General features: G+C 62.8%; 23 protein-coding genes and 2 pseudogenes. 10 read left to right on the plus strand and 15 right to left on the minus strand.

The annotated features are described in order from the left end of the window. Window positions 1-115: 115 nt before the first annotated feature. Entirely contained in the window at window positions 116-553 is a 438-nt protein-coding gene (locus ACPPVP_RS27765) for a hypothetical protein (protein ID WP_426526383.1), read from the plus strand. 70 nt (window positions 554-623) lie between these two features. On the opposite strand, the gene ACPPVP_RS27770 is transcribed toward ACPPVP_RS27765, so the two are convergent. The 5 genes and pseudogenes from ACPPVP_RS27770 to ACPPVP_RS27790 all read right to left on the minus strand — a co-directional run bounded on the left by ACPPVP_RS27770 (window position 624) and on the right by ACPPVP_RS27790 (window position 6873). Beyond that, a complete protein-coding gene (locus ACPPVP_RS27770; protein ID WP_426526385.1) occupies window positions 624-2237 on the minus strand; it encodes a hypothetical protein in 1614 nt (537 codons plus the stop codon). A 297-nt stretch (window positions 2238-2534) separates the two neighbouring features. Continuing rightward, window positions 2535-2747: pseudogene (locus ACPPVP_RS27775) on the minus strand (isocitrate lyase/phosphoenolpyruvate mutase family protein); the annotation flags it as partial. 44 nt (window positions 2748-2791) lie between these two features. Continuing rightward, window positions 2792-4168, minus strand: coding sequence for a SagB/ThcOx family dehydrogenase (locus ACPPVP_RS27780; protein ID WP_426538100.1), 1377 nt, complete (start codon window positions 4166-4168; stop codon window positions 2792-2794). Between the two features lie 93 nt (window positions 4169-4261). Next, window positions 4262-6508 carry a TOMM precursor leader peptide-binding protein gene (locus ACPPVP_RS27785; protein ID WP_426526387.1) on the minus strand — a complete coding sequence of 749 codons (2247 nt, stop codon included), beginning with the start codon at window positions 6506-6508 and terminating at the stop codon, window positions 4262-4264. Between the two features lie 215 nt (window positions 6509-6723). Continuing rightward, window positions 6724-6873 carry a hypothetical protein gene (locus tag ACPPVP_RS27790; protein ID WP_426526389.1) on the minus strand — a complete coding sequence of 50 codons (150 nt, stop codon included), beginning with the start codon at window positions 6871-6873 and terminating at the stop codon, window positions 6724-6726. 500 nt (window positions 6874-7373) lie between these two features. Here ACPPVP_RS27790 and ACPPVP_RS27795 point away from each other — a divergent pair, with 500 nt between their 5' ends. Beyond that, on the plus strand, window positions 7374-8243 hold the full coding sequence (locus tag ACPPVP_RS27795; RefSeq protein ID WP_426526391.1) for a VOC family protein: 870 nt from the start codon (window positions 7374-7376) through the stop codon (window positions 8241-8243). 381 nt (window positions 8244-8624) lie between these two features. Here ACPPVP_RS27795 and ACPPVP_RS27800 read toward each other — a convergent pair whose 3' ends face one another. The 3 genes from ACPPVP_RS27800 to ACPPVP_RS27810 form a co-directional block, all read right to left on the minus strand. Further along, the gene (locus tag ACPPVP_RS27800; RefSeq protein WP_426538102.1) at window positions 8625-10265 is read right to left on the minus strand and encodes a glycosyltransferase family 39 protein; all 1641 of its coding nucleotides are present in this window, start codon (window positions 10263-10265) and stop codon (window positions 8625-8627) included. Window positions 10266-11801: 1536 nt separating this feature from the next. Continuing rightward, window positions 11802-12614, minus strand: a complete 813-nt coding sequence (locus ACPPVP_RS27805; RefSeq protein ID WP_426526393.1) for an isocitrate lyase/PEP mutase family protein — start codon at window positions 12612-12614, stop codon at window positions 11802-11804. A 67-nt stretch (window positions 12615-12681) separates the two neighbouring features. Further along, window positions 12682-12990 carry an NIPSNAP family protein gene (locus ACPPVP_RS27810; RefSeq protein WP_426526395.1) on the minus strand — a complete coding sequence of 103 codons (309 nt, stop codon included), beginning with the start codon at window positions 12988-12990 and terminating at the stop codon, window positions 12682-12684. 230 nt (window positions 12991-13220) lie between these two features. Here ACPPVP_RS27810 and ACPPVP_RS27815 point away from each other — a divergent pair, with 230 nt between their 5' ends. The 4 genes from ACPPVP_RS27815 (at window position 13221) to ACPPVP_RS27830 (ending at window position 16035) form a co-directional block, all read left to right on the plus strand. Then, on the plus strand, window positions 13221-13919 hold the full coding sequence (locus tag ACPPVP_RS27815; protein WP_426526397.1) for an ArsR/SmtB family transcription factor: 699 nt from the start codon (window positions 13221-13223) through the stop codon (window positions 13917-13919). A 79-nt stretch (window positions 13920-13998) separates the two neighbouring features. Continuing rightward, a complete protein-coding gene (locus tag ACPPVP_RS27820) occupies window positions 13999-14523 on the plus strand; it encodes a DUF1993 domain-containing protein (protein ID WP_426526399.1) in 525 nt (174 codons plus the stop codon). 160 nt (window positions 14524-14683) lie between these two features. Then, entirely contained in the window at window positions 14684-15694 is a 1011-nt protein-coding gene (locus ACPPVP_RS27825; RefSeq protein ID WP_426526401.1) for an alpha/beta fold hydrolase, read from the plus strand. Window positions 15695-15786: 92 nt separating this feature from the next. Next, the gene (locus ACPPVP_RS27830) at window positions 15787-16035 is read left to right on the plus strand and encodes a GCG_CRPN prefix-to-repeats domain-containing protein (RefSeq protein WP_426526402.1); all 249 of its coding nucleotides are present in this window, start codon (window positions 15787-15789) and stop codon (window positions 16033-16035) included. Window positions 16036-16110: 75 nt separating this feature from the next. Here ACPPVP_RS27830 and ACPPVP_RS27835 read toward each other — a convergent pair whose 3' ends face one another. Both ACPPVP_RS27835 and ACPPVP_RS27840 read right to left on the minus strand, forming a co-directional pair. After that, window positions 16111-16545 (minus strand): twin-arginine translocation signal domain-containing protein, encoded by a 435-nt coding sequence (locus ACPPVP_RS27835; RefSeq protein ID WP_426526404.1) that lies wholly within the window; start codon window positions 16543-16545, stop codon window positions 16111-16113. Between the two features lie 154 nt (window positions 16546-16699). After that, window positions 16700-17047 (minus strand): hypothetical protein, encoded by a 348-nt coding sequence (locus tag ACPPVP_RS27840; protein WP_426538104.1) that lies wholly within the window; start codon window positions 17045-17047, stop codon window positions 16700-16702. 143 nt (window positions 17048-17190) lie between these two features. Here ACPPVP_RS27840 and ACPPVP_RS27845 point away from each other — a divergent pair, with 143 nt between their 5' ends. Beyond that, window positions 17191-18438: a glycerophosphodiester phosphodiesterase family protein gene (locus ACPPVP_RS27845; RefSeq protein WP_426526406.1), complete on the plus strand. Its 1248-nt coding sequence runs from the start codon at window positions 17191-17193 to the stop codon at window positions 18436-18438. A 126-nt stretch (window positions 18439-18564) separates the two neighbouring features. On the opposite strand, the gene ACPPVP_RS27850 is transcribed toward ACPPVP_RS27845, so the two are convergent. The 5 genes and pseudogenes from ACPPVP_RS27850 to ACPPVP_RS27870 all read right to left on the minus strand — a co-directional run bounded on the left by ACPPVP_RS27850 (window position 18565) and on the right by ACPPVP_RS27870 (window position 22988). Next, window positions 18565-18912: a hypothetical protein gene (locus ACPPVP_RS27850; protein WP_426526408.1), complete on the minus strand. Its 348-nt coding sequence runs from the start codon at window positions 18910-18912 to the stop codon at window positions 18565-18567. Window positions 18913-18990: 78 nt separating this feature from the next. Continuing rightward, window positions 18991-19979: pseudogene (locus tag ACPPVP_RS27855) on the minus strand (Bug family tripartite tricarboxylate transporter substrate binding protein). Window positions 19980-20192: 213 nt separating this feature from the next. Further along, window positions 20193-20999, minus strand: a complete 807-nt coding sequence (locus ACPPVP_RS27860; RefSeq protein ID WP_426526410.1) for a hypothetical protein — start codon at window positions 20997-20999, stop codon at window positions 20193-20195. A gap of 195 nt (window positions 21000-21194) precedes the next feature. Further along, window positions 21195-22433, minus strand: coding sequence for a cell division protein FtsZ (gene ftsZ, locus ACPPVP_RS27865; RefSeq protein ID WP_426526412.1), 1239 nt, complete (start codon window positions 22431-22433; stop codon window positions 21195-21197). A gap of 57 nt (window positions 22434-22490) precedes the next feature. Beyond that, a complete protein-coding gene (locus ACPPVP_RS27870; protein WP_426526414.1) occupies window positions 22491-22988 on the minus strand; it encodes a hypothetical protein in 498 nt (165 codons plus the stop codon). A 242-nt stretch (window positions 22989-23230) separates the two neighbouring features. On the opposite strand from ACPPVP_RS27870, the gene ACPPVP_RS27875 reads away from it, so the two are divergent. The 3 genes from ACPPVP_RS27875 to ACPPVP_RS27885 all read left to right on the plus strand — a co-directional run bounded on the left by ACPPVP_RS27875 (window position 23231) and on the right by ACPPVP_RS27885 (window position 26173). Continuing rightward, window positions 23231-23440: a hypothetical protein gene (locus tag ACPPVP_RS27875; protein ID WP_426526416.1), complete on the plus strand. Its 210-nt coding sequence runs from the start codon at window positions 23231-23233 to the stop codon at window positions 23438-23440. Between the two features lie 208 nt (window positions 23441-23648). Then, complete coding sequence (locus ACPPVP_RS27880) at window positions 23649-24002, plus strand: cupin domain-containing protein (RefSeq protein ID WP_426526418.1); 354 nt, start codon at window positions 23649-23651, stop codon at window positions 24000-24002. A gap of 212 nt (window positions 24003-24214) precedes the next feature. Next, window positions 24215-26173 (plus strand): alpha/beta hydrolase domain-containing protein, encoded by a 1959-nt coding sequence (locus ACPPVP_RS27885; RefSeq protein ID WP_426526420.1) that lies wholly within the window; start codon window positions 24215-24217, stop codon window positions 26171-26173. The last annotated feature ends 63 nt before the right edge of the window (window positions 26174-26236 follow it).

Consider the following 26236-nt stretch of genomic DNA (forward strand, 5'->3'; position numbering starts at 1 on the left):
ACCCGGGGAATCGCCGGTTCCAACATTACGGGGCTGCAACATTGGCGCGGAACATCCGCTCTCGCCAACCATTGTCTTCGCACTACCTGCGGGATGCTAACGGAGGAACCCATTCATGGCATACCAACCCAATCCGAACGATCCCTACCGCGCCGGCCTGAGCGATGAAGAAATCCGCCATCAGGCCCGCCTCAACAGTCTCGATAATGAGTTGCAAGCCGATCCCGAGTTGGCCGAGGGTCCCGCCAGCGGCGCCAAGGTCGCGATGTTCGCGGTCGCCATCGCACTGGTGATGGGCGCGCTGTTCTACGGCCTGAACAACACCAGCGTGAACCAGGCTGGCACCACGCCGCCCAGTCAGACGGCGCAGACAAACCCGGCAAGCCCTCCTGCGGCGCCTCCCGGCATGCGTGATGTAACGCCGCGCGGCAACACCAGCACCGGCACGACCACGGGTGCTGCGACCAACCGCCCGACGCCGCCGGCGCCGGCCAGCACGGACATGAACAAGTCGACGCCGCCGGCCGATAACGCGCCGGCCAGCAAGCAGTAACGATCAATATCCGAAACGACGCGCAGCGGGCCGATCGGCCCGCTGCTTTTTTATGCTCGCGTGTGCGGGGTTATCCCCACATGTGCTGGAAATGTTGTATCACCTCGGCGAGCTCCGAATGGTGGATGTCCGCGACCGTCGAGGCTACATCATGAGTCGGGGCGACATCGTGATGCGTACCGGCGTCAGCGGCAGCCAGTGTTGCCGCCGGTGCTGGTGCAGCAGCCGCCGTGGCCACAGGTGCTGCCGGTGCCGCAGCCGCTGGTGCGGCAGCCACCGGTGCGGCCGCAGCCACCGCAGCGGGGGCCGGGGCTCCGGCCGTCGACAGCACGTCAGCCACGGTCAGACCATCGGCATTGTAGGTGCCGCCGTTCACCGGGATGTTGTTGCCTCCGACATCGGCCGAATTGGCGTGCATCTGCTCGGCGGCCGCGCCGACCAACGCCGCGTTTCCGCTCTGCAAGCCTTCGATCATCTTGGTTACCTCGGCTCCAAGCGTACTCGTATCGCCGAGCAGCTCGTTGTCGAACCGTGCCTCGAAGATGCCCCCCTGCGCAGCGTCGAAGTTGGTGACGTCCGTCTGGAAGGTATGCAGGTTGGCGATCACAGCAGCGGTCGCCGCCGCATCGTGCGCGGTGACGGCCGCAACCGCCTGTTGTCCCAGCGAATTGGACTGCGCGATGAAGTTTGCCCAGAAGTTGGTTTGCGCATCGTTGTCAGTGTATTTCGGCGTGGGGTTCAGTGAGTCCCCGAACGGCGTAAAACCGGAAACGCCACCCTGGTGCGCCATGTTCGCCAGATTGGTGTCGCCCTGGACGATGTCGATGATGTCGAGGATATTGTCGTTGCTGCCCCTTCCCGCATCGGGGCTTATTCCGGCCTGGGCAATGTAAGTATTCTCAAGCTCCAGCTGACGTACGACCGCTTCCGCGTGAACGCCGGTCAGCCCGCCGAACAGCAGCGGGTTGGCCGTCATCAAGGCCTGCATGTCCGTGATGAGCGCACTCACGTCGTTGCTGATCACGGTCGCATTGTTGGCATTGACGCCGCCGAGTATTTGGCTCGCCACGTCGTTGAAGATGACGCCGATCTCGGCGAGATTGGCGTGGGGCGCGGTCGCGGCCGTGACGCCGTCGGCAAGGCCCACGGGCGCTGCGAGAAATCCGGCCGCGCCGTTTTGCGTCGCCAAGGTGGCGAGATTGGCATCGTTGTTGACGACATTGAGGATGTCGAGATGGCTGGTGCGCAACGCGGTTTCCGCCGCCGCGACGCTGCCAAAATCTCCGCCGCCATTCACCGAGGCCGTGGCCGCCGAGAGCGCGGTCGTAATATCGGCCAGGATCGTGTTGACATGGGTCAGCGTGTCACCGGTGAATTGCCCCGCGGCTACCTCGGCCTGAAGGCCGGTTTGCACAGTGGTGAGATCGGCGGTGTATTTCAACACGCTGCCAAATCCCTGGCCCCCCTCTTCGACGGCGTTTTGCCACAAACCGCCCACCAGGGCGCGACCCGCGTCATTGAACGTCAGGCCAAGGTCCGAGAAGGCCGGCGCAGACGACGCAGGCGGTGTCGGATCGGCGGGCGATGTCGGATCGGTCGGAGGTGTCGGGTTGGACGGAGGATCCGGAGTAACAACCGGGGGCGACGGATCGTGGCGATGATGGTGATGAGAATGGCTTGCCATGGGCTGGCTTTTCTCCCTGTCAACGTGGCTGATGGTCGCAATCGATCGTCTTCTTTCGTGGCGTCATTCAGCCGACACCGCGGCCGATGCGTGCAGAAGCAAGGTAATACGCGGACGAATATATGTTGGGGAACCGCGGCTGAGCCACATTGTCCGAATTGGACGCGCGCGCCCGTGGCCACCAGAAATAGAGGCGAGGCAATCACCTCGCCCGATCTCGGCCAATCCCAAGTTACGGCTTCACATCCTGGAGCGTGATCTTTTCGGAAAACGGCGCCCACGTTTCCGGATCATGCTCTAGCCGAACATCTTGTTGCGTTCGCCGCCGGGATAACCGTTGGTGAATTCGGTGAACGTCCCCTGCTCCGCCATCTGCTTGGATGCCTTCATGAAGCCGGTCCATGCCATCCGCGCCAGCGCGCCACCGACGCTGATGCGGCGCACGCCGAGGTCGCCGGCGACTTGCAGCAACGGGCCGGCGGCGTCGACCAGCATATTGACGGGTCTTGGGACTGGCGGACAAGTGGGTACCGCCTTTCGAGAAATATCGTGCTCTAGCGTGCGGCCTCCGGCTTCTTACCGCGTCCGAGCGCGAATTGACCGACCGGGCCCTCTACATGGAATTCGAGCCCCGTCATTTTTGCAAACAGATCGATATTGCCAGTGCCGATGGCGCAGCCGCCCAAGCCCATATCGGTCGCCGCCAGATAGAGCGTCTGGATCAGGCTGCCGACATCCTTCAGGATCAGGGAGTATGCGATTGAGCTGTATTTCCAGGAGATTCGCCCAAAACGCGCTGATATCGTGATCAGGACCTGCGGTGGACCTGACGCGTCCATGGCAAACTCGGCTGCCGCCGAAAGCGCCTGGAGTTGCTGTGCGGAGACCCCGATCGCTACCAGCGCGTGGCCGCCCGCGTCGTAGTGGTAAAGTCCGCGTGCAAGCCCCTCGCAGTTCGAAACCGCCAGATACAATTCCAGTTCGTAGGCGCTACCGGCCGACGGATAGGGTCTTGTGCTGTAGGTGATCTCAGGACCGCCTGCGAAATTCGCAGCGCTCTTCCATTCCGACAGGACGCGGGCTGTGATGTCGAGAAAGCGCGCGAGCTCGCCGAGCGTGACCGGATGCGCGTCATCGAAATCCCGGACTGAATGGCGTGCGCGCAACAGCTTTGCGAAGGGCGAGATTGGATCCGAGGTGGGCAATTGGCGCAGGTCGATCTTCTTGCCGGGCCAAGGCGTACGCACCGCAGGCAGCGGTGAAACGACGCTTGCATAGGCGAAGGTGCCGCCAACCGGATTGGCCTGTCGGCCCTCCGTGCTCCGCGTGTGAAACACGAGATCATGGAAATCCCAGAGAACGAGATTGCCGTCGCCTTCATTCACCCGAAGGCCGTCGCCGCTGTTCGCATCGAGCTTGAGCAGGAACTGGCTGTCCAGCAGCAGTTCGAGCAGATCGAGGTTGAAGGAGGCCGCGTGGCGGCGAAGCCTGCTGATCTTCTGAGGCTGCGCCAGCGCAGCGAGGGTGGCGGCAATAGCGGGATCGTTGATTCGAAACAGGGCGCAGGCGCGCGGCGATTCCAGTACCATCTCGTTGCCGCGCCGGCGCAGATTGGCAAAGCGCGACAGCACCACGGTGTCACCCTCACCGAGCCTTGTGCGTTGCGGCCAGTACTCAGGAACCTGGGGCTCGATGACCACGAGGACCTGCTCGTCACGCGGAAAGGACAGGCGATATTCGAGCAGGCCGTGCCGCGCCAGTCGATGCACCAGGACGTCGACTTCCCTCGCGATGGCGCTCTTGCCAGCAAAGGACGCGAGCGGCAGGCCATCGGTCAGACTCCGCGCACGGTCCATCGCGGCCGTGCTCAATTGTCCCAGATTGACGGAATAGCCGTCCACGAAGGCGGTGATGCTCCCGTCCGCCTGCATCTGCAGGGAGAAATGACCGTTCAATCGGGCGGCGATGACGGGCGCGATCTTCCTGGCCGGCTTGTTCCGGGGAGCGCGCACGAAAGACCCCTTTCAGGTGTGCGGCAGGAACGGAGTGAGTTCGCTTTCCAGCCGCGGGCGATCCAACAATCCGAGCTTCAACGGAACATCGTAAAGCCGGCCCGGTGCGAAGCGGCGATAGAAATGCCGCAGGCCCGGAACAAGCACGCGAACGACCGGGACCTCAACATCGGGCCGCGTCTGGTCGAGCACGAGGAAATCGTAACCTGCCCGGGTCGCGATCTCGACACAGGCATTCACCTGATCGCGCGTGTTGTCGTGAACCTCAAGGCCGGGTGCCGGCGGCACGATCGGATTGTCGCTCGGAATCAGGAACGGATAATCCCCCAGACGCAGCGGATTGACACCGTCAAGTGATGGCTTCTCGCCGCTGCCGCCGCCCATCATGCCGATCGACATGAACTGGGTCAGTTCGGTGAGCGAACGCAGCAGGGCAATGCGGCGATCGAAATGCGCGCCGGAGCCGAACTCGATGTTCTCGTGGCCGTTCTGCATCCAGTGCATGATCGCCACATAGGTGGGAACGCCGAGATCGCTGGTGACGTCGAGCACCCACAGCCGTCGACCGGCATCGGCAAACTGGGTTTGCAGATCCCGGATATAGGAATCGTCGAATTGCTTGAGGTCAAGCTCGGCACGCTGCAGCCGGTTGTACCACCAGATGGCGTAGGCATCGCGCTCGACCAGTTCGAGAAAACCCTGAACGATGGCTTCCTCGCGGGTGTTGCCGGCTGCGCAACCGTTGGAGTCGGTATGGAAGCCGCCATAGAAGAAGTAGAGCAGACCGGTCGGAAGATATTTGAAACGCTTGTCGCGCAACGACCAGACCGGCGACCACTCGGTCTTGGTCGAGGGATCGAGCGGCTCGGGAACCGGATGTGAATCGTCCGGCTGCTCGGCAAACCTGCCTTCAAACTGCGCTTCGCTGAAAAGCTGGATATCATTGGGGTGAATGGCGTCGCCGGGATCGAAATCGGTAAAGCGCCGCGCCGTCCTGATCTCATCACCCTGGAAAATGCCCGAATAGCGCTCGATTGCCTCCATCAGCGCGCTGGCCTCGCCCTGCTCAGCCGTGGAGCCCTTGCCGAAGCTGCCGCCGCTCAGTCCGGACCTGAGCTGATCGACGCTATGGGCCGGCCCAGAGAAATTGTGATAGGCGAAAAAATTGGTGTTCATCGGCAGATCGACCTCGATCCGCGAAAGCCGCGTCACCACGCCGGTCAGCGGGCTCACATGCTTGCGGAAGCGCGCCACGGTGGCCCCGGAAGTCACGGTGCGATAGCCACCGCTGGTCATGATGAGCTTGCTGCCTTCGGCGATCTCGATCGACGTTGCCGCCCGGCGTGGATTCTGCAGCTTCTTGCTGCCGCAGGTGAGGCATTGCGGGCGCCGCGCGACAAAGTGCTTGGCGATCACAGCGCCGGTCAGATCGAGGCTCGCAATATGATCGCGCAGATCGGTGCGAAAGCCTGAGGCAATCGCTTTCGCGATTTCGACGGCGGCGAAGTGGACAGCGGTCTGTCCAATGGTGTCCTGAACGAGGGGCGATATAGCGACGGCACGCGCCTGTCCGCGGTCGAGAAACCCCTTGATCTCCCGGTTGCGAATCATGCGATCGAACAGACAGTTCCAGCAGGCGCTCTCGCCCGGCTTGAATACCGGGCCCACCAGCGGAAAGACACCAGACGGCTGCACCAGCAGCCAGGGCGTCTTGTCGGCCACGTGCTCCAGGTTCATCTCGGCGAGCCGCCGGTCAAGATAGTCGTTCACCAACGTGATCGTGAGCTTGGGCGAACGCTTGGCGATCTGTACGCCGAGGTTGCTTAAGGCCGCGGCGAGTTCTTTAGCGCCTTTGACATCAATCGCTTCGATCCGCACGGGACAATCACGGAGATTTTGTTCCGCGACTTCGAGAGGCAGGCCGAGGCTCGCCCAATATCCGGCGACACCGCCATCGAATGCGCGCGATGCTCCGGTAACGACGTATCGGCGCTCGAGCAGCCGCTTGATCGCTTCCTCTATCTTGTCGGCCGGAAAGCTCTTCGAAAGCTGGCGAACGATCTCTGGTGCGGCTCTTCCATTTTTTCCGATCGCCGTGGCTACCGCACAATAGAGATCGCCGTGCAGGAAGAACTTGCGATCCTCCGAATAGAGGCAGACCACATCGGGAGGAAGTACATAAGCGGTGAAGTTCGGCGCAAATCGCAGGATGTCCTTGCGGGTCTTGTTGGCTGCGAGGCTCTTGCGATTGGCTGTCATGGGGTCAGCACGCGGATCCTGTTGCCGGTTCAAATCGCCAGAGGCGCTCGGTGCAACGAAAACAAGAAATTGGCCGGGTCGATCGCGGGCCCGGCCAATGAAATCGTGGCGTGTCGGTACACAATCAGAAAGCGTCGTTGCCTAACACCAGCGGCACCGGCCCCAGGATGCACAGCAACCCGTACATCCTATGCCGATGCCTATGCCCGGCACGCCTATCCAACCAACGCCGCAGCCACCACCACAGCCGCCACAGCCGACGCCGCATCGGCAGGCTCTGCATCCTGCGCAGCCGCGACAACCACCGCATCCGCGGAAGCCACCGCCACCGCATCCGCGGCAGCCACCGCATCCACCGCACCCACGGGCTAGCACCACGCCGCTAAGGAGATTTTCTTCGTCATCGAAGAGATGGAAGGTAGCAAGGCTGACGTCGGAAATTTCTTCTTCACCGAGTGTGACCATCACGCCAGGTGCGAAATTCGGCCGTTGAACATCGGCCGTGGGTACGGCCGCTGCATATGCACTTCCTGCTAGCGAAAAGGTTAGTCCCGCGGCGCCCAACGCCGGTACTGCGGTTCTGGTTACTCGCTTCTTTTTTGAAGCTTGCTTCACCCGAGGCATGGTCGCATCCTCCAACATGTTACGAGAAGGATCTCCGAGGCAGTGATCTTACGCTGACCAAATGAGGCAGGCAAGATTCATGCACACACGAAAATGTAATGACGCTCGTTCAGATTGCATTCATCTTCATGAACAGCGTCGCCGCATTTTCGCCTATTGCAACAACGGTCCGCGGCCATAGTGCAGACCACAACGAGATTTGGTGCAGTGCGCAATCGCCTCGCTTGAACGGAGAATTGGCTTGGTCAATCAAGTTGGACACTTCGCCTGGTATGAGCTCCTGACCACGGACGTCGCTGCCGCAAGCGACTTTTACGGCAAGGTCGTCGGTTGGGCTGCGATGGATGGGTCGACTCCGGAGCTGCCCTACACGGTGCTTGCTGCCGGCGAAGTCCCGGTGGGTGGGCTTATGGAGCTCCCGGAAGAGGGACGGCGATTGGGGGCAACTCCGAGATGGGTCGGCTACGTCGCGGTCAATGACATGGATGCGACGGCCACACAGATCAGGCGTCGTGGAGGCGCTGTCTTGCTGCCACCAACGGACAGCAATATCGGCCGGATTTCAGTGGTCGCCGATCCGCAAAAGGCGACTTTTGCGCTGGTCAGCGGACTGACGTATGGCCAACGCCAATCCGGCGGGCTGGACGAGCCGGGGCGCGTGGGCTGGCACGAGTTGCTGGCTGAAGACCGCAACAAGATCTTTGATTTCTACGGCGAGCTTTTTGGCTGGCAGAAGGCCCCTGGTGAAACCGACCCGGCAGACCCGTATCAACTGTTTTCGGCGGCCGGGCAGACGATCGGTGGCATGCTCACCAAGCTTCCGAGCGTACCGCAGCCGTGTTGGCTCTATTACTTCAATGTCGACGACATCGGCACGGCCGCCAAGCGCGTCAATGATAGCGGAGGCCGGGTCCTCCAGGGTCCGATCGAATTGACGGATGGTTGCTGGATCGCGCGATGTGCCGATCCCCAAGGCGCGCTGTTTGCGCTGCAGGGTGCTCGAGGTCAGAGAGACACGGAGCAACCCTCGGCCTCGGAAGTCGCTTGGTCCGCCAAGTGGGGTGGCATTGCCTCACAGGGCAGGATGGTGCTGCCAAAGCCGAAGCGTTAAGCCAGAGCGCTCGCACGTACCAACTTTCACCAGTTCGCCACGCGCAAGCCGACCGCGAACCTGGAAGCGCGGGAGGTAATGGCCCGATCGCGCGCACTCCAGCTTGCGGCTGAGCAATGTCCGCACTCCCAAGCTGCAACCACAACCAGGCCGTCCGTCTAACAACCTTGCTGTTCCCTGCAATGCATGAGGCCGCTTGTGGCACCTTTGAGACATGCCTGCCTATCCTGAGAATGTCCGTTCACCGGGGTAGACCGGAAGTCGCCGTGGTCCGGTCAAACCGACGCGAATGATCCACAACGGACCTAGGCCCCGCTGGCCGAGCTCTGTTGATAACCCAGAGCAGAGATTTGCCGCGGCCGAAGCTACCGGTCGACGGCTCTAATTCCATTTCGGGCGCGTACGGCGAACGGCGCTGAAATCTTGCGAAATGTCGGAGGCCGGCGGCGGGGCGATCGTCGGCTCTGCCGAAGGCGGCACCACAAGAGCTGTGAAGCGCTCGCTGGCGCCGGACTGACCCAACAGCGTCGACTCCACGACGAACTCGGATTTGACGAACCGGTTAGCTCGCGCGGCGGTCCGTTCCATTACCGCGATACAAGCGGCGTCTCCGCCAAAGCACAGGGCTGCCCATCCATGCTCGAAGGTGATGGGATCCGGCGATGGTTCCGTCTTCGAGTTGACGAGGCGCTCCTCATAGAGGGGATGATCCGGGCTATAGAAAGCGAGCGAGAAGGCAAGGTCATCGTCGCCGCCGGCCGCCGGAAGTGTGGCGTCGGAGTGCGCGCGCCATTGCCGGGTCAGCTCTTCCGCGGACAACTGATAGAAGTTGCGTCCTTCGTGCAACGGATAGATGTTCCGATAGAGCGCGTGAACAGGCGCCACCACGGCGACGGCCAGGATCGCCATGCCGATGACGAGGACAGCCAAGTTGATAGAATAAAAGCGTTCGATCGGGTAGCTGGCGCCGCAGACAATCAGAATAGCGAACAGGAAGAGACCTTGTAACGCCCAGATCGGTGGCATGTCGGTTCCCAACGCAACCGTGGTGATCGCGGGAAACAGGATCGTCCCGACGCTGACCAGAAACAGCAGCAGCAAGCCGGCATTCATCGCCCGGAAATCTTCAGAAAATTTCTTGAGCCGGTCCCCTACGATCAGGACCCATGCCGCCGCAGGCAGCGCGAGGACCATCGCAACGCCCAGGATGAAAAGAAGCGCCTCGAGCAGTGACGGGGCAAAAGCCTTGCCCGCATGCGTCGCAAGCGCATAGGCGCACGGTTTTGCACCCGTCGTCGCCAGCCAGTGCATATGCGGCGAGAGTGCGGCGAGACCCACGGCTATCGAAACCCACGGGGCAGACGAGCCGAAATAAGCGCGTCGTTGCGGATGCACGATCGCGGCGAAAGCGAAGCTGGCGATCAGAAACACCGAATAGTACTTGCCGAGCATCGCCAGCGCGGCCGTTGCGCCCGCCGCCACCGCCCATCCGAAGTGACGCGTTTCAAACGACCGCAGGAAGCAATAGGTGGCAAGCGGCCAGGTCGCCAGCAGAACCGTGTTGGCATTGAACCGCTGGGCATGGAACTGGTAGGTCGGCAGCAGCATCAGAAGCAGCAGCACGACCAGTCGCTTGTCGCCCCTGGCGAAGCGGCGCGAAATCAGATCGACCATCCATAGCGCGATCGCCGAATTGGTCAGGGCCATCAACTGGAACGACCAATTGCTGAGTGGAAAGATCGACGTCCAGGCCCGCGCGATCCATCCCATCAACGGCGGATGTTTGGAGTAGCCCCATTCAATGCTGCGCCCGAGTGTCCATGTTTCCAACACGTCGGGATGCAGATCGCCACCGAAATAGGCGATGGCCAGAAAGGCCTGCCAGACCGCGACGAATCCGATTAGCAGAAGCGGAACGGCCCAACCCGCCTCGATACCGTCCATCCAGCTCAGAAACGGTCGCCGCCAACGCGCAGGAGAAGCTTCCGAACGCGCCGCCATCGGTGAGAACGCAAGATACATCGGCACACAAACTCATCGCACGCAGCAAGGAAAACAAATCGCGTCCTCCACTCGCATCACGCGCGGAGGCTGAGACCCGTCCTGCACTGCCAGGTAGCGTATCATCTTCATTATCGAACGTTCATGTCCCAATTTCAAAACATTGATGTTTCAATTGAGGTCATGTTTTGGCACACGCGGGCTCTTCGCATTTGATCTTTTATGCACAGGCATCAAGTAGGCGGACGAGATCCAGGGCCAAGCTGCTCTTTGAGGAGCGCCGGCCGCGGATACAGAGCGCGTGAGAGTCACCGTTTCGCGCGCCGGAAGCGGCGCCGGAATCCATCGCAGCTCGGCCTCACTCTACCACCGACCTGCTGCCTCGCGCTGACAAGGTTGTCGAGTAGGCAGTCTGCCGACGAATTCCGCTAATGATGCTGTGGACGGCTCCGAGAGCATTATGGCCAGCGGTCATGTGAACCGCGCTAACAGGCCGAACACATGGCTGCACCGACCAGCCTGCGACGTGAAGAAAGTCCTTGCCAACTCGGAGCCGTCCATACATGGCACTTTTCCGACGTGCTGCGGCAGTCTTCCGATGTCCGCTGTTGGGCGTTCAACGGACCTAAATTAACCGCGCCCGACGGTCGCCTTTTGACCCAAAGCGGACGGACCTTAACGGATCATCGGCTTTGAGCTAAGGTCGAGCTACCTCAACATTGCAACTCCCCAGTTCGATGCCCAAAAATTTGCAGGATGCTCATCAACCGCCCAATGAGTTGCTCCACTCGATGTGGCCCTTCGCTAAACGTGTAGGGATTATCAACGGTCTGCTTGCTCTCTTCGGCATCAGTGTAGCTCTGTACGTTTATTGCGAGTTTCCGATACCACCCACAATTGTTCATCATCGACTCGACAAATTCGGTCAGCCTGTTGGCCCCGAAAGTACGTTGCTTTATCTTTTCGTTTTTCCGGTATTCCAAGTCTGGCTCGTGATAATGCCCCTATTTGGAGGGTGGCGGGCAACCCGAATTGGCTCCGCCGAGCAAGCGCGGCGTGACAGTGTCGCTAGCATGGTAAGTAAGTTGCTCCCTTCGGTCAGGCCCGCCGAACCTTCTAGAGGCTTCCTTCGGTTATTTCTTATCGGTCTTGTGGTTGTCGAAATCGGTTTGCTTATCGTTACGATCATTCGCGCTGTCTCTGCTGCGCTCCTCAACGCCTGAGACGATTTCCGCTTCTGGCAGATTTTGTTGCAAAAGTCGAAAATCGAGCGACCCGGAAAATCTCGCGAAAGTTGATCTTTGGACTTCTCCGCAGCTGCGTCGCTTTTCAACGCCACTGCGGAGGTTCGTGATCGATTTTGGATGAAACGATATGGTCCCTCACGTTGCCGCGCATAAAGCGCATCAGCGGCTCTAAGAATTTTCGTTCGCCACCCCAAAAAGACTTTCGCAACAATATCGGCACTTTTCGGACCTCACACGATGTCCGACTTAAGTCCGGAATACGCACCAAAGCGGACATCCGCCGGCCACTCCGAATCTATGGGTTCATGCTTTAGCTGAACATCTTGTTGAGTTCGCCGCCGGGATAGCCGTTGGCGAATTCGGTGAACGTCCCCTGCTCCGCCATCTCCTTTGATGCCTTCATGAAGCCGGTCCATGCCATCCGCGCCAGCGCGCCGCCGACGCTGATCCGACGCACGCCGAGATCGCCGGCGACCTGCAGCGACGGACCGGCCGCGCCGACCAGCAGATTGACGGGTCTTGGCGCGACCGCCTTCACGACCGCCGAAATCTCTTCCGCCGTCGCGATGCCGGGCGCGTAAAGACAATCGGCGCCGGCTTCGGCGTAAGCCGTGAGCCGGTCGATCACGAGTTTCAGATCCTTCTGCCCGCGCAGGAACGCTTCGCAGCGGCCGGTGAGCAGGACGCCGCTATTGTCGGCATCGATCGCCTTGCGCGCCGCCTTGATGCGGTCGATTGCGAGCGCGCGATCGAACAGAGGTTTGGCGTTGTCTCCGGTAAAATCCTCGATCGAAAGGCCGGCGACACCGGTCTTCACCGCGCGGGCGACGTTGACGGCGACCTTGTCCGGCTCGTGCGCAAAGCCGTCCTCGAAGTCGGCATTGACGGGAATATCGACCGCCGCGCAGATCGCGGCGAGATGATCGCAGACATCATCGACGGTGACGCGGTTGTCGGCCTTGCCAAGCGTCCAGGCAAAGCCTGCGCTGGTGGAAGCCAGCGCCTTGAAGCCGAGATGCTGCAAGGCCTTCGCGCTGCCGACATCAAAGGGATTGGGAATGATGAAGCATCCGCTCTCGTGCAATTTTCTGAACGCGGCGCGTTTGTCAGCAGATGTCAGCATGGGTCGCTCCCGTCAATGTTGTTTGCGCCGCATAGATAGGTGCACAACGGCCGCTCTGCCAGTCGCCTCACGCCACGACCTTGCGCAGGAACGTCCGCTCCTCGGCGAGGATGAACTTGTTCTCCTCGGCGAAATTGAAATTGGCCATGCCTTCGCTGTCGGCGCGCAGCCGCACGCGGTAGCTTTCGTAGGCAGCGAGACTCTCGAACGAGATCAGCGCGAACGCAATATTGTTGGTGCCCTCGTGCGGCATCCAGTAGCCGAGCAGGTCGCCGCCGCATTTCGGGATGATGGTGAGCCAGTTTTTTGAGTATTGCTCGAATTGGGCGCGCTTGAACGGATCGAGCTGGTAGCGGATGAAAACGGTGATGGTCATGGTGGGGCTCCTCGGTTGCTTCACCGTCATTGCGAGCGCAGCGAAGCAATCCATGCCGCCGCAAGCGGATAGATGGATTGCTTCCGCCTTCGCTGAAGCTACGGCGGACAAGTCGTCGCTTCGCTCCCTTGCGCAAACGCTTCGCGTTTGTCGCAGGCAATGACGGAGCTGGTTTCTGAGAGCGACAATACCCGCTTGATCGACGTCAATGCTTCGGCTATCATCGAACTATGAAAGCAGGTCCCGACATTGCCATGGTCGCCTCTCTCGTCGGCGATCCCGCGCGCTCCAACATGCTGACCGCGCTGATGACCGGTCGCGCGCTGACCGCGAGCGAGCTGGCGCATCAGGCCGGCATCACGCCGCAGACCGCGAGTTCGCACCTGGCGAAACTCGAAGCCGGCGGCCTGATCGAGCCGGAGAAACAGGGCCGTCACCGCTACTACCGCCTCACCGGCCCCGACGTCGCCCATGTGCTCGAAGGCCTTGCGGGCCTGGCCGAGCGCGCCGGCCACACCCGCGTGCGCACGGGGCCGAAAGAGCCGGCGCTGCGGCGCGCGCGGATCTGCTACGACCATCTCGCCGGCGATCTCGGCGTCCAGATGCTCGACAGCCTACGCAAGCAGCGGCTGGTCCGGCAGACAAAACAGGACATCGAACTCACCGGCGAGGGCAAGCGCTTCATGGCCGAGGCGCTGCAGATCGACACGGAGGCGCTGGCGCATCCGCGCCGTCCGGTGTGCAAGGCCTGCCTCGACTGGAGCGAACGGCGCCATCACCTCGCCGGCACGCTGGGCGCCGCCGTGATGAACCGCTTCACCGAATTGAACTGGGCGGCGCGCGATCCCACGCCGGGCAGCCGCGTCGTCAACTTCACCCGCACCGGCGAAAAACGCTTCGCCGTGCTGTTCGGAAGCGCGCAGGACTAGCGTTTCCTACTCGGAAGCAATCGCGCGGGCTTGACGGCATGACCTCATGGTTCGCGACGCACGGCGTATGGGAAGGCCGATGGCGACATCACTCTACGACCTGAGCGTGCCGACCTTCCTGCAGACCGTGAGCGCCGTCGCAGGCTTTGTCGACCGTGCCGCACGCCATTGCGCGGAGACGGGCGCCGACCCCGACGACTTCGTGGACGCGCGCCTCTTCGACGACATGGCGCCGTTCCACTTCCAGATCGAATGCGTGGCGCACCATTCCGTATGGGGGCTGGAGGCCGTGAAGAACGGCGCGTTCGCCCCGCCCGCTCTGGTCGGATCGGTGCCGTTCGCCGACCTGCAGGCTATGATCGCCCAGGCCGAAGCCGCGTTAAAGGCGCTCACTCCCGATGAGGTCAACGGCTGGTCGGGCAAGAAGCTGGACTTCCAGATTGGGCCCCGCAGACTCACCTTCACACCGGAAACCTTCTTCCTCTCGTTCTCGTTGCCCAACTTCCATTTCCACGCCGTCACCGCCTACGACATCCTGCGCACGCGGGGCGTGCCGCTCGGCAAGCGCGATTACGAGGGCCGGCTGCGCACCAGGCAGGCCTAGCGGGGTAGCCGCCTCATCGTGTTCCGCGGCAAGCGCAACGAGCGCCGCGCTGAAGATCGAATGAGGCAGGCCCGATCTCCGCAAAAAGTGAAGCCGCGCAGGCTTTACCGCGCGCGTTCATCGCATCAATAAGGCCGCATCTCAAAAGATGGAGCCTGCGATGCGACGCGCGATCATGATCTGCTTTTCGGTTATCGTGGGCGGCCTCTCCTGCGCACTAGCCGCCGAACCTGCGGCGCGCGAGCCGTACGGCATCGGGCTCGAAGGTTTTGCCTATCCCTACCCCGTCCATTTGCTGCCGCTGGTCAATGACGGCGAACAGGTGCGGATGGCCTATATGGACGTAGCTCCGGCGCAGCCGAACGGCCGCACCGTGGTGCTGCTGCATGGCCGGAATTTTCCATCGAGCTATTGGGCGCCGGTGATCAAGACGCTGAACGAAGCCGGTTATCGCGTGGTCGTGCCGGACCAGATCGGCTTCGGAAAATCCTCGAAGCCGCAGGGGGACCTGCACTTCGACACGCTGGCGCGCAACACGGTCACGCTGCTCGATCATCTCGGAATAGCAAAAGCCGACATCGTGGCGCATTCGCTCGGCGGCATGCTGGGAGTACGGATCGCGCGCGCCTATCCCGACCGGATCGCGCATCTGGTGTTGACCGCACCGATCGGCCTTGAAGATTACCGGCTCTACGTGCCGCCGACGCCGACCGAAAAGATCCTTGAAAATGAAGACAAGTTGACCGCCGATGGCTATCGCAAACAGCTGGAGACGAACTATGCGCTGAAACTGCCGCCCGAACAGGTCACGCCGTTCATCGACGCGCGTTTCAACATCAAGGGCAGCGCCGAATATCCGCGCTGGCTGCGCGCGTTCGTCAGCTCGGCGCAACTGATCTACCGCGAGCCTGTCGCGCATGAGATTCCGCTGATCACGCAGCCGACGCTGTTCGTCATGGGCGCCGACGATCACAACGCGCCGGGTCGAGCGAATGCGCCGGAGGCGCTGCGCGCGAAAATGGGCCAGAACGCCGAACTCGCCTGGGCGCTCGCCGCGAAGATGGCGAACGGTCGGGCCGAGGTGATCCCTGACACCGGACACCTGGTATTTCTGGAGGCGCCGGCGAGGTACAACGAACTGTTGTTGGGATTTCTGGCGGCAGCCCGATGAAAAATCACGACATTCATGTTCCGTTCAGCTGTTCGTGACTAGGTTCCGGACCGCGCCGCCCTTGCGGCCAAGAACGGGAGAAAACGTAAAACATGAAGTACCTTTTCGCAGCAGTTTTGGCCCTGGGCACCGTTGCCAGCTTCAGCGCGGCGGAAGCCGCCGGTGGATGCGGTCCCGGCTGGCATCGTGGCCCCTATGGCGGCTGCCAACCCAATCGGCGGGTCGTTGTGGTCAACCCTGCGCCGATCGTCGTGGCGCCGGCTCCGGTCGTCGTGGTGCGGCCCGGCCGCGTGTGTCCTTACGGCACCGTGTGGCGCTATGGACGCTGCCGCGCTTACTGATATTTTCAACGCAAGACAAAAGCCCCGCTCGCGCGGGGCTTTTTTTTATTCTCTCCAAACAATCCTGGCGGCGGCTTACCAGTAGTAACGACGACGACGCCAGTAGCGACGGCGCCAACGACGGCGGCGGTGCCAGCCCCAATGCCGGCGACGCCAGCGGCGGCGGCGCCAACCCCAGTGGCTGCGACGCCAGCCCCAGTGCCGGCGGCCCCAGCCACGATGACGGCCGCGGCCCCAGCGCACTTCTTCCGGCGTGAGGCGATCGACCTCCTCGCCCGACGTGACGGCGGGCTGGGCATCCGGATAGACGGGCAGTTTGGCGTCGTCGGCGAGCGGCGCCGGCATCAGCGGCGCGGCCTGCGCGCTCGCTGCAAGCGCGATGCCGCCCGCGGCAAATCCAAAGGCGAGTTTCAGAAAGTGGCGGCGTTCCATCACATCTCCTCCTCCGTCTGCTGTGAGCGAAGAAGAGAGTTTCGAGGTGCCGAGATGAATGCGCCATGAACTGCGCATCCAGCTCTGTTGCGAAAGAAGCCGATCCAGATTTATTTTCCTAGCACCGCTGATAACGGCGGAACATTTATCGCGATTGCGCGATTACTGCATCGCGCACCGGTGCGATCCGGCTTCGCTCTGTGAGCTACGCCGGACAAGCGATCCCGGTGTGTTATGCCGCGCGTTCCTCCGCCAGCACCAGCACCTCGCGCGTCCGCGTCACGTCCGGCCAGTCGCGGTTGAAGTCGGCGACCAGACGCTTCATCTCCGGCCCCTCGGTTGCGCGCTCCAGCGCCGTCTTGTCCGCGAACTGGTACATCGCGTGGTGCAGCGAGGGATCGGTGGCGCTCCAGTAGCGCCATGCCTTCACGGCGCCGAACGACTTCATCGCATCCGGCAGATGTTCGCGCGAATACCAGGTGCCGAAGGCCTCACGCCTGGCCGGATCAGTGACGGTGGAAAAAAGCTGCGGACATGTTTCTCTCCCTGGAATTGTTCTTGTAGGGTAGGCAAAGCGCAGCGTGCCCACCTTTTTTTGCACCGTTGTTGATGGATGGTGGGCACGCTGCGCTTTGCCCACCCTACGCACCTGCGTACCATTCAAACTGTCATATGCTCCGTGATATCAAGGCTGCGCGCAACGCGTTATCCGAGGTGCCACCCATGTCCACCCGCCATCGCTCCGCCCTGCTTGCAGCCCTGTGCCTGTTGACGGCGGCCGTTCCCACCCTTGCCGACGACATCGCGCTGCCGCGCGAGCCGCAGCTCGGGCCGCGGCCGTTTTATCTGGTCGACAAGATGAAGGACGGGCCGCTGAAGCAGCAGCTCAGCCAATGCACCGGGCCGTTTCGCAAGACCGATTTTTCCATCGGCCACCGCGGCGCAGCGCTGGAATTCCCCGAGCACAGCCGGGAGTCCTATCTGGCGGCCGCCCGAATGGGCGCCGGCATCATCGAATGCGACGTGACCTTTACCAAGGACCGCGAACTGGTCTGCCGGCACTCGCAATGCGACCTGCACACCACAACCAACATTTTGACGGTGCCGGAGCTCGCCGCAAAATGCTCGCAAGCCTTCAGCCCGGCCGATCCCGCCACCGGCAAGAAGGCGTCGGCGAAATGCTGCACCAGCGATATCACGCTAGCCGAATTCCGGCGGCTCAACGCGAAGATGGACGGCTTCAACGCCGATGCGAAGACGCCGGAGGAATTCCAGAACGGCACGCCGCGCTGGCGTACTGATCTTTACGCCAATTCCGGCACGCTGATGACGCATGACGAGAGCATCGCCCTGATCAAGAGCCTGGGCGCCAAGTTCACGCCGGAATTGAAGGCGCCCGAAGTGGCGATGCCGTTCGACGGCGACTACACGCAGGAGAAATACGCTTCGCAAATGCTGGACGCCTACAAGAAGGCCGGCATTCCCCCGGGCGATGTGTTCGCGCAAAGTTTTGATCTCGCCGACGTGCTCTACTGGGTGAAGACCGAGCCGGAGTTCGCAAAACAGGCGGTGTATCTCGAAGAGCGTTACGAGAAGCAGGGCCTCGATCCCAACAAGCCCGAGACCTGGAAACCCTCGATGGCGGAACTGAAAGCGCAAGGTGTCGCGATCCTCGGGCCGCCGATCTGGACCATGCTGACGCTGAACGACAAAAAGGAAATCGTCCCGTCCGAATACGCCAAGGCGGCGAAGGCCGCAGGCCTCGACCTGATCGGTTGGTCGCTGGAACGCGACGGCCCGCTGCACAAGGGCGGCGGCTTCTATCACAAGTCGATCCGATCAGTCGTCGATCGCGACGGCGATACGCTGACGGTGCTGGATGTGCTGGCAAAACAGGTCGGCGTCCGCGGCATGTTCTCGGACTGGCCGGCGACGACGACGTTCTATGCGAGCTGCACGGGAATCAAGTGAGAGGCTTCGTAGGGTGGGCAAAGGCGCGCTAGCGCTGTACCTACCGAACTTGCTCGAACAGGAGTGGTGGGCACGCTGCGCTTTGCCCACCCTACGGACTACGCGCCGCCCTCACGCGCCGCCACGTCAATTCAATTTCATGGGGCTATCGCCAACGACCCGGAGATCGATCCGGCTAATCAGATCCGAACGGAGCGCCTCGGCGGCGCTGATGGCGTCCGTCGTCTGTCGCAACGTACTGACATTCGATCCGAGCGACACGATTCCGCCGAGCACCGCGGCGATCGAGCCGAGGGCGGCGACCTGACTGGACCCGAACAGGCCGAGCACCGTCACGACCAGCAACGCGAAGCCGCCGGCGATAGCCGCCTTGGAAACCAGGATGATCTTCCGGCATCGCTCCGAGACTTCGGCAAGCTCCTCGAGCCGTTCCTCGATCAGTGAAATCTCGTCGGTCGGGTCGTCCTCGGCCATTACATTCAAGATCGAACACCAAGTGCGGTTTCGCAAGGTAGGTTAGCGCCCCACCCTACCCGCTGTGCGGCTTTCCCGCTAGACCGGCTCCAGGCCGAGCGCCTGCGCGCTCTCGATCCAGGTCGGCAATTCGCGCTGGTACAGCGCATTGCTTTCCTTGAAGCCGAGCGTCGGCTCGAGCACGAAGGTGGCGAGAACTTCCTTCACCTTGGGATCGCTGTTGGCGGCTACGAACAGTTCCGACAACCGCTCGACGACCGATTGCGGCACAGCCTTCGGCACCGCCCAGCCGGTGAAGCCGCTCAGGCGGAAGAACTTCGACGTCGCGCCCTGTTCAGGCAGCGTCTTGATATTTGGAATCGCGTCGACCTTCTTCGAATGCACCGCGAACACGACGCCTTTGTTACCCTGCAGGACGGTTTGGGCTGCCGTGTAGCTGCCCATCGCGACATCGAGCGTGCCATCCAGCAGCCCCGTCCACATCGGTGCTTCGCCGCGGTAGTGGATCGGTTCGATCTTGAGGCCGTACTGCTTGTTGAGTTCGTTGATCGTCATGTGCGGCGCCGAGCCCGCGCTGTAGGTGCCAAAATTCACCTGGCCCTTGCTGCGCGCGAACGCGACGAAATCGTCCAGCGTCTTGACGCCGGATGCCGGACTCGCGATCAGCAGCAGGCCTGCGCCCGGGATGATACTGACGAGCGTCAGGTCCTTGTCCATGTCGTAGCCGGGGTTCTTCATCATGACCCGGTTCATCACATAGGTGGCCGAGATGGAGCACAGGATGGTGTGGCCGTCCGGCTCCGCGCGCGCGACGTCGGCTGCGCCAATCGAGCCTGAGGCGCCGGCCTTGTTCTCGATGACGACAGTCTTCCCCACCTGCCGGGTGATGAAATCGCCGAAGGCGCGCGCGAGCAGATCGGTCTGCCCGCCCGCCGGGTAGCTGCACACCATGCGGATATTGCGCGACGGCCACGCAGCTTGGGCCGAGGCCCCGCGCGACAGAAAGGCGTCGCGGCGGCGGCCGAACCCGCGGCGATGAAGTAACGGCGATTGATTTTCACTGACATTGATTTCCTCCATGAATTTTTCAAGGAGCGTAGCGCATCGCGCGGCTACCGCTACACGCGAAGGCCGGGACAGATTGGCGCAGTGACCGACATTCGCGCAGGCGCAGCAACGCCATGAATGGCATTGGCGACTGCCATATTCCGGGTGTTGAAAATATTGCAACCACCGAGAGAGGCAACACAGCCTTCGGCGGATGGCAGCGCCCGTGAAAACTACGGCTGCCGGGACTGCAACTGCACCGGCGCCCGCGCTTGGACTCTGGCTTGCGTCGCTGGAGCCGTTGACGCGGGCTTGCGCGCAGGATTGGCAACCGGCCGTAGCGGATTGGCCGATGTCGCCACTGATCTCGCCGCAGATGGTCCTACAGGTAACTTGGGCCGCAGGTTCTGCTCGGACGCGTTGGCGATCACGCGCGCCATTTGCTCCTGGTTCGCCTTGAGCTGTTCGGCGGTCCTGGCACTTTCGCGGGCCAATTCTGCCTGGCTGGCCTTGAGCTGCTCGATCTCTTGCTGCAGGCTTGCGAGATCGCGCGCCATCGTCTGGAGCAATTGTGCCTGCTCGGCAACGATCGGAGCAGCCGGCAATTGCGGAACTGCCGCATCGGCCGCGGCCAGTTGAACGTCAGGCGGGCTCTGCTGGTCGGCAGGCTTCGGTGTTTCCGACGGCAGCGACGAAGCCGCAGCCAGTTGCGGTACCCACCGCGAGATCATCGGCCTGACCGTCTCGCCATAGGACTGCCAGACGAAAGCCGCGGTACAGATGCCCGCGGTCAACAGCAGGCCCATCAAACCGCGTAGCGCCGGCCAGCCTCGCGATGGCTGACGAGGCCTGTTCGCGGGCTTCTTCTCCAGCCTGGAAATCTGTTCATTGAACCGTGCGAGTTCTTCATCGGCGCGAGCGATCTGCTCGTAAGCGTGCGCGAGCCGTTCATCGGCGCGCGCGACCAGCTCCATCTCTTGCGTGGACAGTGCCGGATTGACGAGTGGATCGGCTTGCCTGGTGTTAACAGCAGAATCCATGGGCGCCTCCTGCCAGTTTACCGTCAACTGAACGGGCGATCGTCGGATTTTAGACACTCCCTACCGCCGATTTGACCAAAGCAAGGCCGGGAGATGGAAAGTGTAGGGCTGATTTTGGACAATAGCCATTCTGGCATCGCTGGGGAAGCCGCCCTGCGGCACCTGGACGCGAATTGCGCTGGCTCTAACGAGGGCTCAGTTGGCCTTGCGGTTCAGGAAGACCGGGATGTCGAGAACCTTTTCCTCGACCGGGTTGCGCACGGGAGCGGCGCGGCCGAACGGATCGAGGCGCTGCGGGGCCACCGGGCGCGCATGTTCCGCGATCGGCCTTGCGGGTCGTGCCGCCGGAATCAGCGACGGCGGACTCGCGAATTGCGGCGCCGGTACGCGGTCGGGGATGCGGCGCCGGTCGCTGCTGAGCCGGCCGGCAAGGTCCGTCAGCGAGCTGTCCACCGGCTGCTTCTCGCGCGCGGAGCCGAGATTGTCGATGCCGGTCGCCACCACCGACACGCGGACGACACCATCGAGGCTGGCATCGAAGGTGGCGCCGACGATGATGTTGGCGTCCGGATCGGCCTCGTCTCGGATACGGGTCGCAGCCTCGTCGACCTCGAACAACGTCAGGTCCCTGCCGCCGGTGATGGAGACGATCAGGCCGCTGGCGCGCTTGATGGAGGGATCCTCGATCAATGGATTGGAAATCGCGGCAATAGCGGCATTGAGCACGCGCTTCGGGCCGGAAGCCTCGCCCCTGCCCATCATGGCCTTGCCCTTCTCGCGCATCACCGAAAGGACGTCGGCAAAATCGAGATTGATCAGGCCTTCCTTGACGATGAGGTCAGAGATGCAGGCCACGCCCGAATAGAGCACCTGATCGGCCATGGCGAAGGCGTCCGCAAACGATGTCTTCTCGTTGGCGACCCGGAACAGATTCTGGTTCGGGATGATCAGGAGGGTGTCCACCTCCTTCAGGAGCTCGGCGATGCCGGCTTCGGCATAGCGCATCCGGCGCTGGCCCTCGAACTGGAACGGCTTGGTGACGACGCCGATGGTGAGAATGCCGAGCTCGCGCGCGGCCCTGGCGATGACGGGTGCAGCACCGGTGCCGGTGCCGCCACCCATGCCGGCGGTAATGAACGCCATGTGCGCGCCGGCCAATTGATCGCGGACCGCCTCGATGGCCTCTTCCGCTGCCGCGCGCCCCACATCCGGCTGCGCGCCGGCGCCGAGGCCGCCGGTCACCTGCGTACCCATCTGGATGACGCGCCCGGCCCTCGAGCTGGTGAGCGCCTGGGCATCGGTATTGGCGACGATGAATTCGACGCCTTCGAGCCCGGCCTCGATCATGTTGTTGACGGCATTGCCGCCGGCGCCGCCGACCCCACACACGACGATGCGCGCCTTCAGCTCGCGGATACCGGTGATGTCAGTCATTGTTGCCCCACGATTGCTCCGCCGGGCGGCGGAAGCGGAATGAGAAGAGAGGGAAAGCTATCCACGCGCAGCCTTGCGGTCCGAGTCCACCAGGGTCGCGGCGAGCTGCCCCAGCCGGCGTTCCGTCTTTTCGATCGAGCTATCCGTGCGGGCACGGGCCCGCAGGACCGCCACCTCCCCCTCAAGCCGCGCCGCCGCCTCCCTGGCGGCCGCGGCCTCGGCGGTCGCCTGCTTGAGCTCGGCCATCAGACGATCGGCGCGCGCGCGTTCGTGCTCGAAATCGGCGCGGTGGCTGGCCACGCTTGCTTCAAGCTGCGCGATCTCGACGTGCAACGCCGCGACCATCGTCGTCCACTGCGCGGCGTCGCATTCCTGGCGACGCGCCGACGGCTGCGGCGTATGCTTGATTTCAGCGAGATCAACGCTCACCAGGGCCTTGCCGTCGTCCGACAGCGAGCGCGGCAAGCCGAGCCGCCTGGCAAGCGAACGCGCGGCCATTGGTGAGATGTTCAGGCGGGCGCCGAGGGCGCCGTAGGTCAGAAACTCGAGGGACATCGGCTGTTCTCCTCGAACGAACCGGCGGTAATCCGCTAGTGATCACAGGCAATGATCGTAGGCTAGGCCGGCATGGTTAACAGATGGTTAACAGGCGAGCCGCAAGCCGCTGATTAGGCCGCCGCAGGGCCGTCATGACCCATCCGAATTCGCGCCCGTAAGGTAACCAAGCGCGTCGAAAGCTGGCACGGGATCAACAGCTTGCGGTATATTTATGGGATCGCGACTGAGGCGCGAAATCCATGGACGACGAACAGCTCGCTGACCTGCACAAATTCCTTGCCGATCACCATCGAAGGCTTGCCAGGGAAGCCGTGCTCGACGTCGTGCAGCACTATCACGCCGACCTCGCGCAGCGCCTGGCGGACGAGGCCGCGCTGATCTTCAGGCGAACGGCGATCGCACAGCGCCTTCGCGAAGGCGAGCAGCGCAAGAAGGACGAGCTGGAGTGATGAGGCGGCGGCCGTCCAGCTTCGTAGGGTGGGCAAAGGCGCACTTCGCGCCGTGCCCACCGGTTCTAGCGCGTCTATAAAACTGGTGGGCACGCTTCGCTTTGCCCACCCTACGAAGCTTTGCCCACCCTACGAAGCCAACCTTTTCCTGAACGGCAAAGCAAGGCTATCATCCACGCGAGGGGCGGATGATCCGAGGGAGGCCGTCATGAACCAGCCGCAGCCAGTCAAGGACGCCAGTTCGCTATACGAAGTCGAGCGTCGTGCCCAGCACGCCGCTCGCCCCGGCTTTCGCATTACGGAGTTGCAGCTCTCCGCAACCCAGAAAGTCCCGTGGCACACCCACACCCATGTGTCGGATACTTTTTACGTCCTCGAAGGCCAGATGCGGCTGTTCCTGCAGAACCCGAAAGAGGAAGTGAATTTGAAGCCCGGCGAAGTCTATGTCGTCAGGCCGACGCGGCCGCATCTGGTGACCAACGGCGGCGCGAAGTCTCTCACCTTCCTGGTTCTGCAAGGCGTGGGCGAATACGATTTTGTGCCGCTGTTGGGGACGAAGTAAGGGGCTTCGTAGGGTGGGTTAGCGCAGCGTAACCCACCGCCGCTTCAACCGCGCATCGACACCGCCGGTGGGTTACGGCTTCGCCTAACCCACCCTACCCACACGTCGAGATTTATCCGCGCGCCCTCGCCCCGCGATGCTATAGATGGCCGCGACAAAAACGAGCGCGGAGAGGATTTCAACCTCTCGCGCCAGACAGCGAAGGAACGGCCATGCGCAGGATAATCGCGGGCGCGATCGCGGCGGTTTGTCTCTCACCGGTCGCGCTGCGGGCCGAAGTCATCCGCTTCGATATCGTGGAACGCGCGCCGGCCTTCGCCGGCCGCAGCTTTGGCGACGTCGGCCCCTATGAGCGGATCACTGCGCGCGCCACCATCGCCCTCACCCCGTCTGATGATCGCAACGCCATCATCACCGATCTCGGGCAGGCGCCGCGCAATCCGGACGGCAAGGTGGAAGCGACCGCCGACGTCGTGATCCTGCGGCCCGCCGATCCCGCCCGCGGCAACGGCACGCTGCTGCTGGACGTGCCCAATCGCGGCCGCAAGCTCGCGCCGCAACTGTTCGACGATTCATCGCAGCCCGGCGCGAACAACGCGCAAGGCGCCGACGACGCCGGCATCGGCTTCCTGCACCGCCAAGGTTACACGATGGTGTGGGTCGGCTGGCAGGGCGATATCCCCTCCAGGCCGGGGCAGATGGCGCTGACGGCGCCGGTGCTCAAGGGCGTGACCGGGCCGGCGCGCGAGGAATTCGTCTTCGACACCACGACAAGTCCCGCGCGGGCGACCTTGACCTGGCCCGCGGCCGATCCCGCCAATCTCACCGTCACCGTCCGCGCCGCCTGGGCCGATGCGCGCCAGACGCCATCAGGCCTCTCGGCCCGCCTCGTCGATCCCGCAACCGTCGAGATCACGCGGCCCGAGGGTTTCGATGCCGGCGCGCTCTACGAGATCACCTACGCGGCGCGCGATCCGGCGCTGCTCGGCATGGGCTTTGCCGCGGTGCGCGACGTCGCGAGCTTCCTTCGCCGGGATATGACACCGACCAACCCGCTGCTCAATGGCCTGCATCCGTCCGTCAGCCGCGCGATCGGCTTCGGCGTTTCGCAATCCGGCCGCTTCCTGCGCGACTTCCTCCATCTCGGTTTCAACGAGGATCTGCAGGGCCGCGTCGTGTTCGACGGCCTGATGCCGCATGTCGCCGGCACAAGGCGGATGGCGACCAATGTTCGCTTCGGGCAGCCCGGCCGCAACCCGCGCCATCCGCAGGATCCTGCCTGGCAGGCCGACCTTTTCCCCTTCACTTACGCGACGCTGAACGATCCGATCTCCGGCAAGACCGACGGCCTGCTGCGCCGCTGCACGCTGTCCACGACCTGCCCCAGGGTGATGCAGACCGACAGCGAGCATGAATGGTGGGCCTCCCGCGCCTCGCTGCTGATGACCGATCTCGCGGGCAACCACCTCGATTTGCCGGACAATGTCCGCGCCTACATGATCGCGGGCACGCCGCATTTCGCCGATCCCACCGACGTGATGCACAAGGGCGTAGCGGCGTTGTCGCTGCCGCAGAATCCGATGCATGCCGGCGCGCCGATGCGCGCGCTGCTGACCGATCTCAATGCCTGGGTCAGCGATGGCGTGCCACCGCCCTCGAGCCGCGTGCCGATGCGCGCCCATGGCACGCTGGTCGCAGCCGAAGGCGCGGTGCGCATCGATATCCCCGGCCTGCCCTTCAAGGCCGTCCATACGTCGGCCGCCTTCTCCGACCAGAGCGTGCTGCCGCCCAAGGAGATCGGCCGCTATCCGGTGTTCGTGCCGAAGGCGGACGATGACGGCATGGCAATCTCAGGCATCCGCCAGCTCGCACTCGCGGTGCCGCGCGCGACCTACACGGCATGGAATCCGCGTGCGCAAGGCTTTGGGCCGACCGCGCTCTATCCATTGCAGGGCGCCGTGGTGCCGTTCGCACCGACCGAAGCGGCACGAAAGGAAATCCACGACCCGCGGCTATCGATCGCGGAGCGTTACGCCGACAGCGACGCCTATGTCGCCGCGGTGCGTCGCGAGGCGGCCCGGCAAGTCGCCGAACGGCTGCTGTTGCCGGAGGATGCGGAGCGCGCGATCGAGGCTGCCAAGCAAGGCAAGCTCGCAAAACTCGGGCAGTGACCGTAGGATGGGTAGAGCGTCGCGAAACCCATCATCTTTCCGCATACGCGGTGGTAGCCCCGA

It is taken from the genome of Bradyrhizobium sp. McL0615 (assembly GCF_049993905.1).
In the GTDB taxonomy this organism is placed as follows: domain Bacteria; phylum Pseudomonadota; class Alphaproteobacteria; order Rhizobiales; family Xanthobacteraceae; genus Bradyrhizobium.

Coding starts and splice junctions, on each gene's coding strand:
- ACPPVP_RS27780 (WP_426538100.1), bottom strand. CDS start 4,168: ATGCAGGCGGACGGGAGCATCACCGCCTTCGTGGACGGCTATTCCGTC.
- ACPPVP_RS27875 (WP_426526416.1), top strand. CDS start 23,231: ATGGACGACGAACAGCTCGCTGACCTGCACAAATTCCTTGCCGATCAC.
- ACPPVP_RS27870 (WP_426526414.1), bottom strand. CDS start 22,988: ATGTCCCTCGAGTTTCTGACCTACGGCGCCCTCGGCGCCCGCCTGAAC.
- ACPPVP_RS27830 (WP_426526402.1), top strand. CDS start 15,787: ATGAAGTACCTTTTCGCAGCAGTTTTGGCCCTGGGCACCGTTGCCAGC.
- ACPPVP_RS27850 (WP_426526408.1), bottom strand. CDS start 18,912: ATGGCCGAGGACGACCCGACCGACGAGATTTCACTGATCGAGGAACGG.
- ACPPVP_RS27805 (WP_426526393.1), bottom strand. CDS start 12,614: ATGCTGACATCTGCTGACAAACGCGCCGCGTTCAGAAAATTGCACGAG.
- ACPPVP_RS27770 (WP_426526385.1), bottom strand. CDS start 2,237: ATGGCAAGCCATTCTCATCACCATCATCGCCACGATCCGTCGCCCCCG.
- ACPPVP_RS27845 (WP_426526406.1), top strand. CDS start 17,191: ATGTCCACCCGCCATCGCTCCGCCCTGCTTGCAGCCCTGTGCCTGTTG.
- ACPPVP_RS27820 (WP_426526399.1), top strand. CDS start 13,999: ATGGCGACATCACTCTACGACCTGAGCGTGCCGACCTTCCTGCAGACC.
- ACPPVP_RS27860 (WP_426526410.1), bottom strand. CDS start 20,999: ATGGATTCTGCTGTTAACACCAGGCAAGCCGATCCACTCGTCAATCCG.
- ACPPVP_RS27815 (WP_426526397.1), top strand. CDS start 13,221: ATGAAAGCAGGTCCCGACATTGCCATGGTCGCCTCTCTCGTCGGCGAT.
- ACPPVP_RS27835 (WP_426526404.1), bottom strand. CDS start 16,545: ATGCGCAGTTCATGGCGCATTCATCTCGGCACCTCGAAACTCTCTTCT.
- ACPPVP_RS27825 (WP_426526401.1), top strand. CDS start 14,684: ATGCGACGCGCGATCATGATCTGCTTTTCGGTTATCGTGGGCGGCCTC.
- ACPPVP_RS27800 (WP_426538102.1), bottom strand. CDS start 10,265: ATGTATCTTGCGTTCTCACCGATGGCGGCGCGTTCGGAAGCTTCTCCT.
- ACPPVP_RS27810 (WP_426526395.1), bottom strand. CDS start 12,990: ATGACCATCACCGTTTTCATCCGCTACCAGCTCGATCCGTTCAAGCGC.
- ACPPVP_RS27785 (WP_426526387.1), bottom strand. CDS start 6,508: ATGACAGCCAATCGCAAGAGCCTCGCAGCCAACAAGACCCGCAAGGAC.
- ACPPVP_RS27885 (WP_426526420.1), top strand. CDS start 24,215: ATGCGCAGGATAATCGCGGGCGCGATCGCGGCGGTTTGTCTCTCACCG.
- ftsZ (WP_426526412.1), bottom strand. CDS start 22,433: ATGACTGACATCACCGGTATCCGCGAGCTGAAGGCGCGCATCGTCGTG.
- ACPPVP_RS27765 (WP_426526383.1), top strand. CDS start 116: ATGGCATACCAACCCAATCCGAACGATCCCTACCGCGCCGGCCTGAGC.
- ACPPVP_RS27880 (WP_426526418.1), top strand. CDS start 23,649: ATGAACCAGCCGCAGCCAGTCAAGGACGCCAGTTCGCTATACGAAGTC.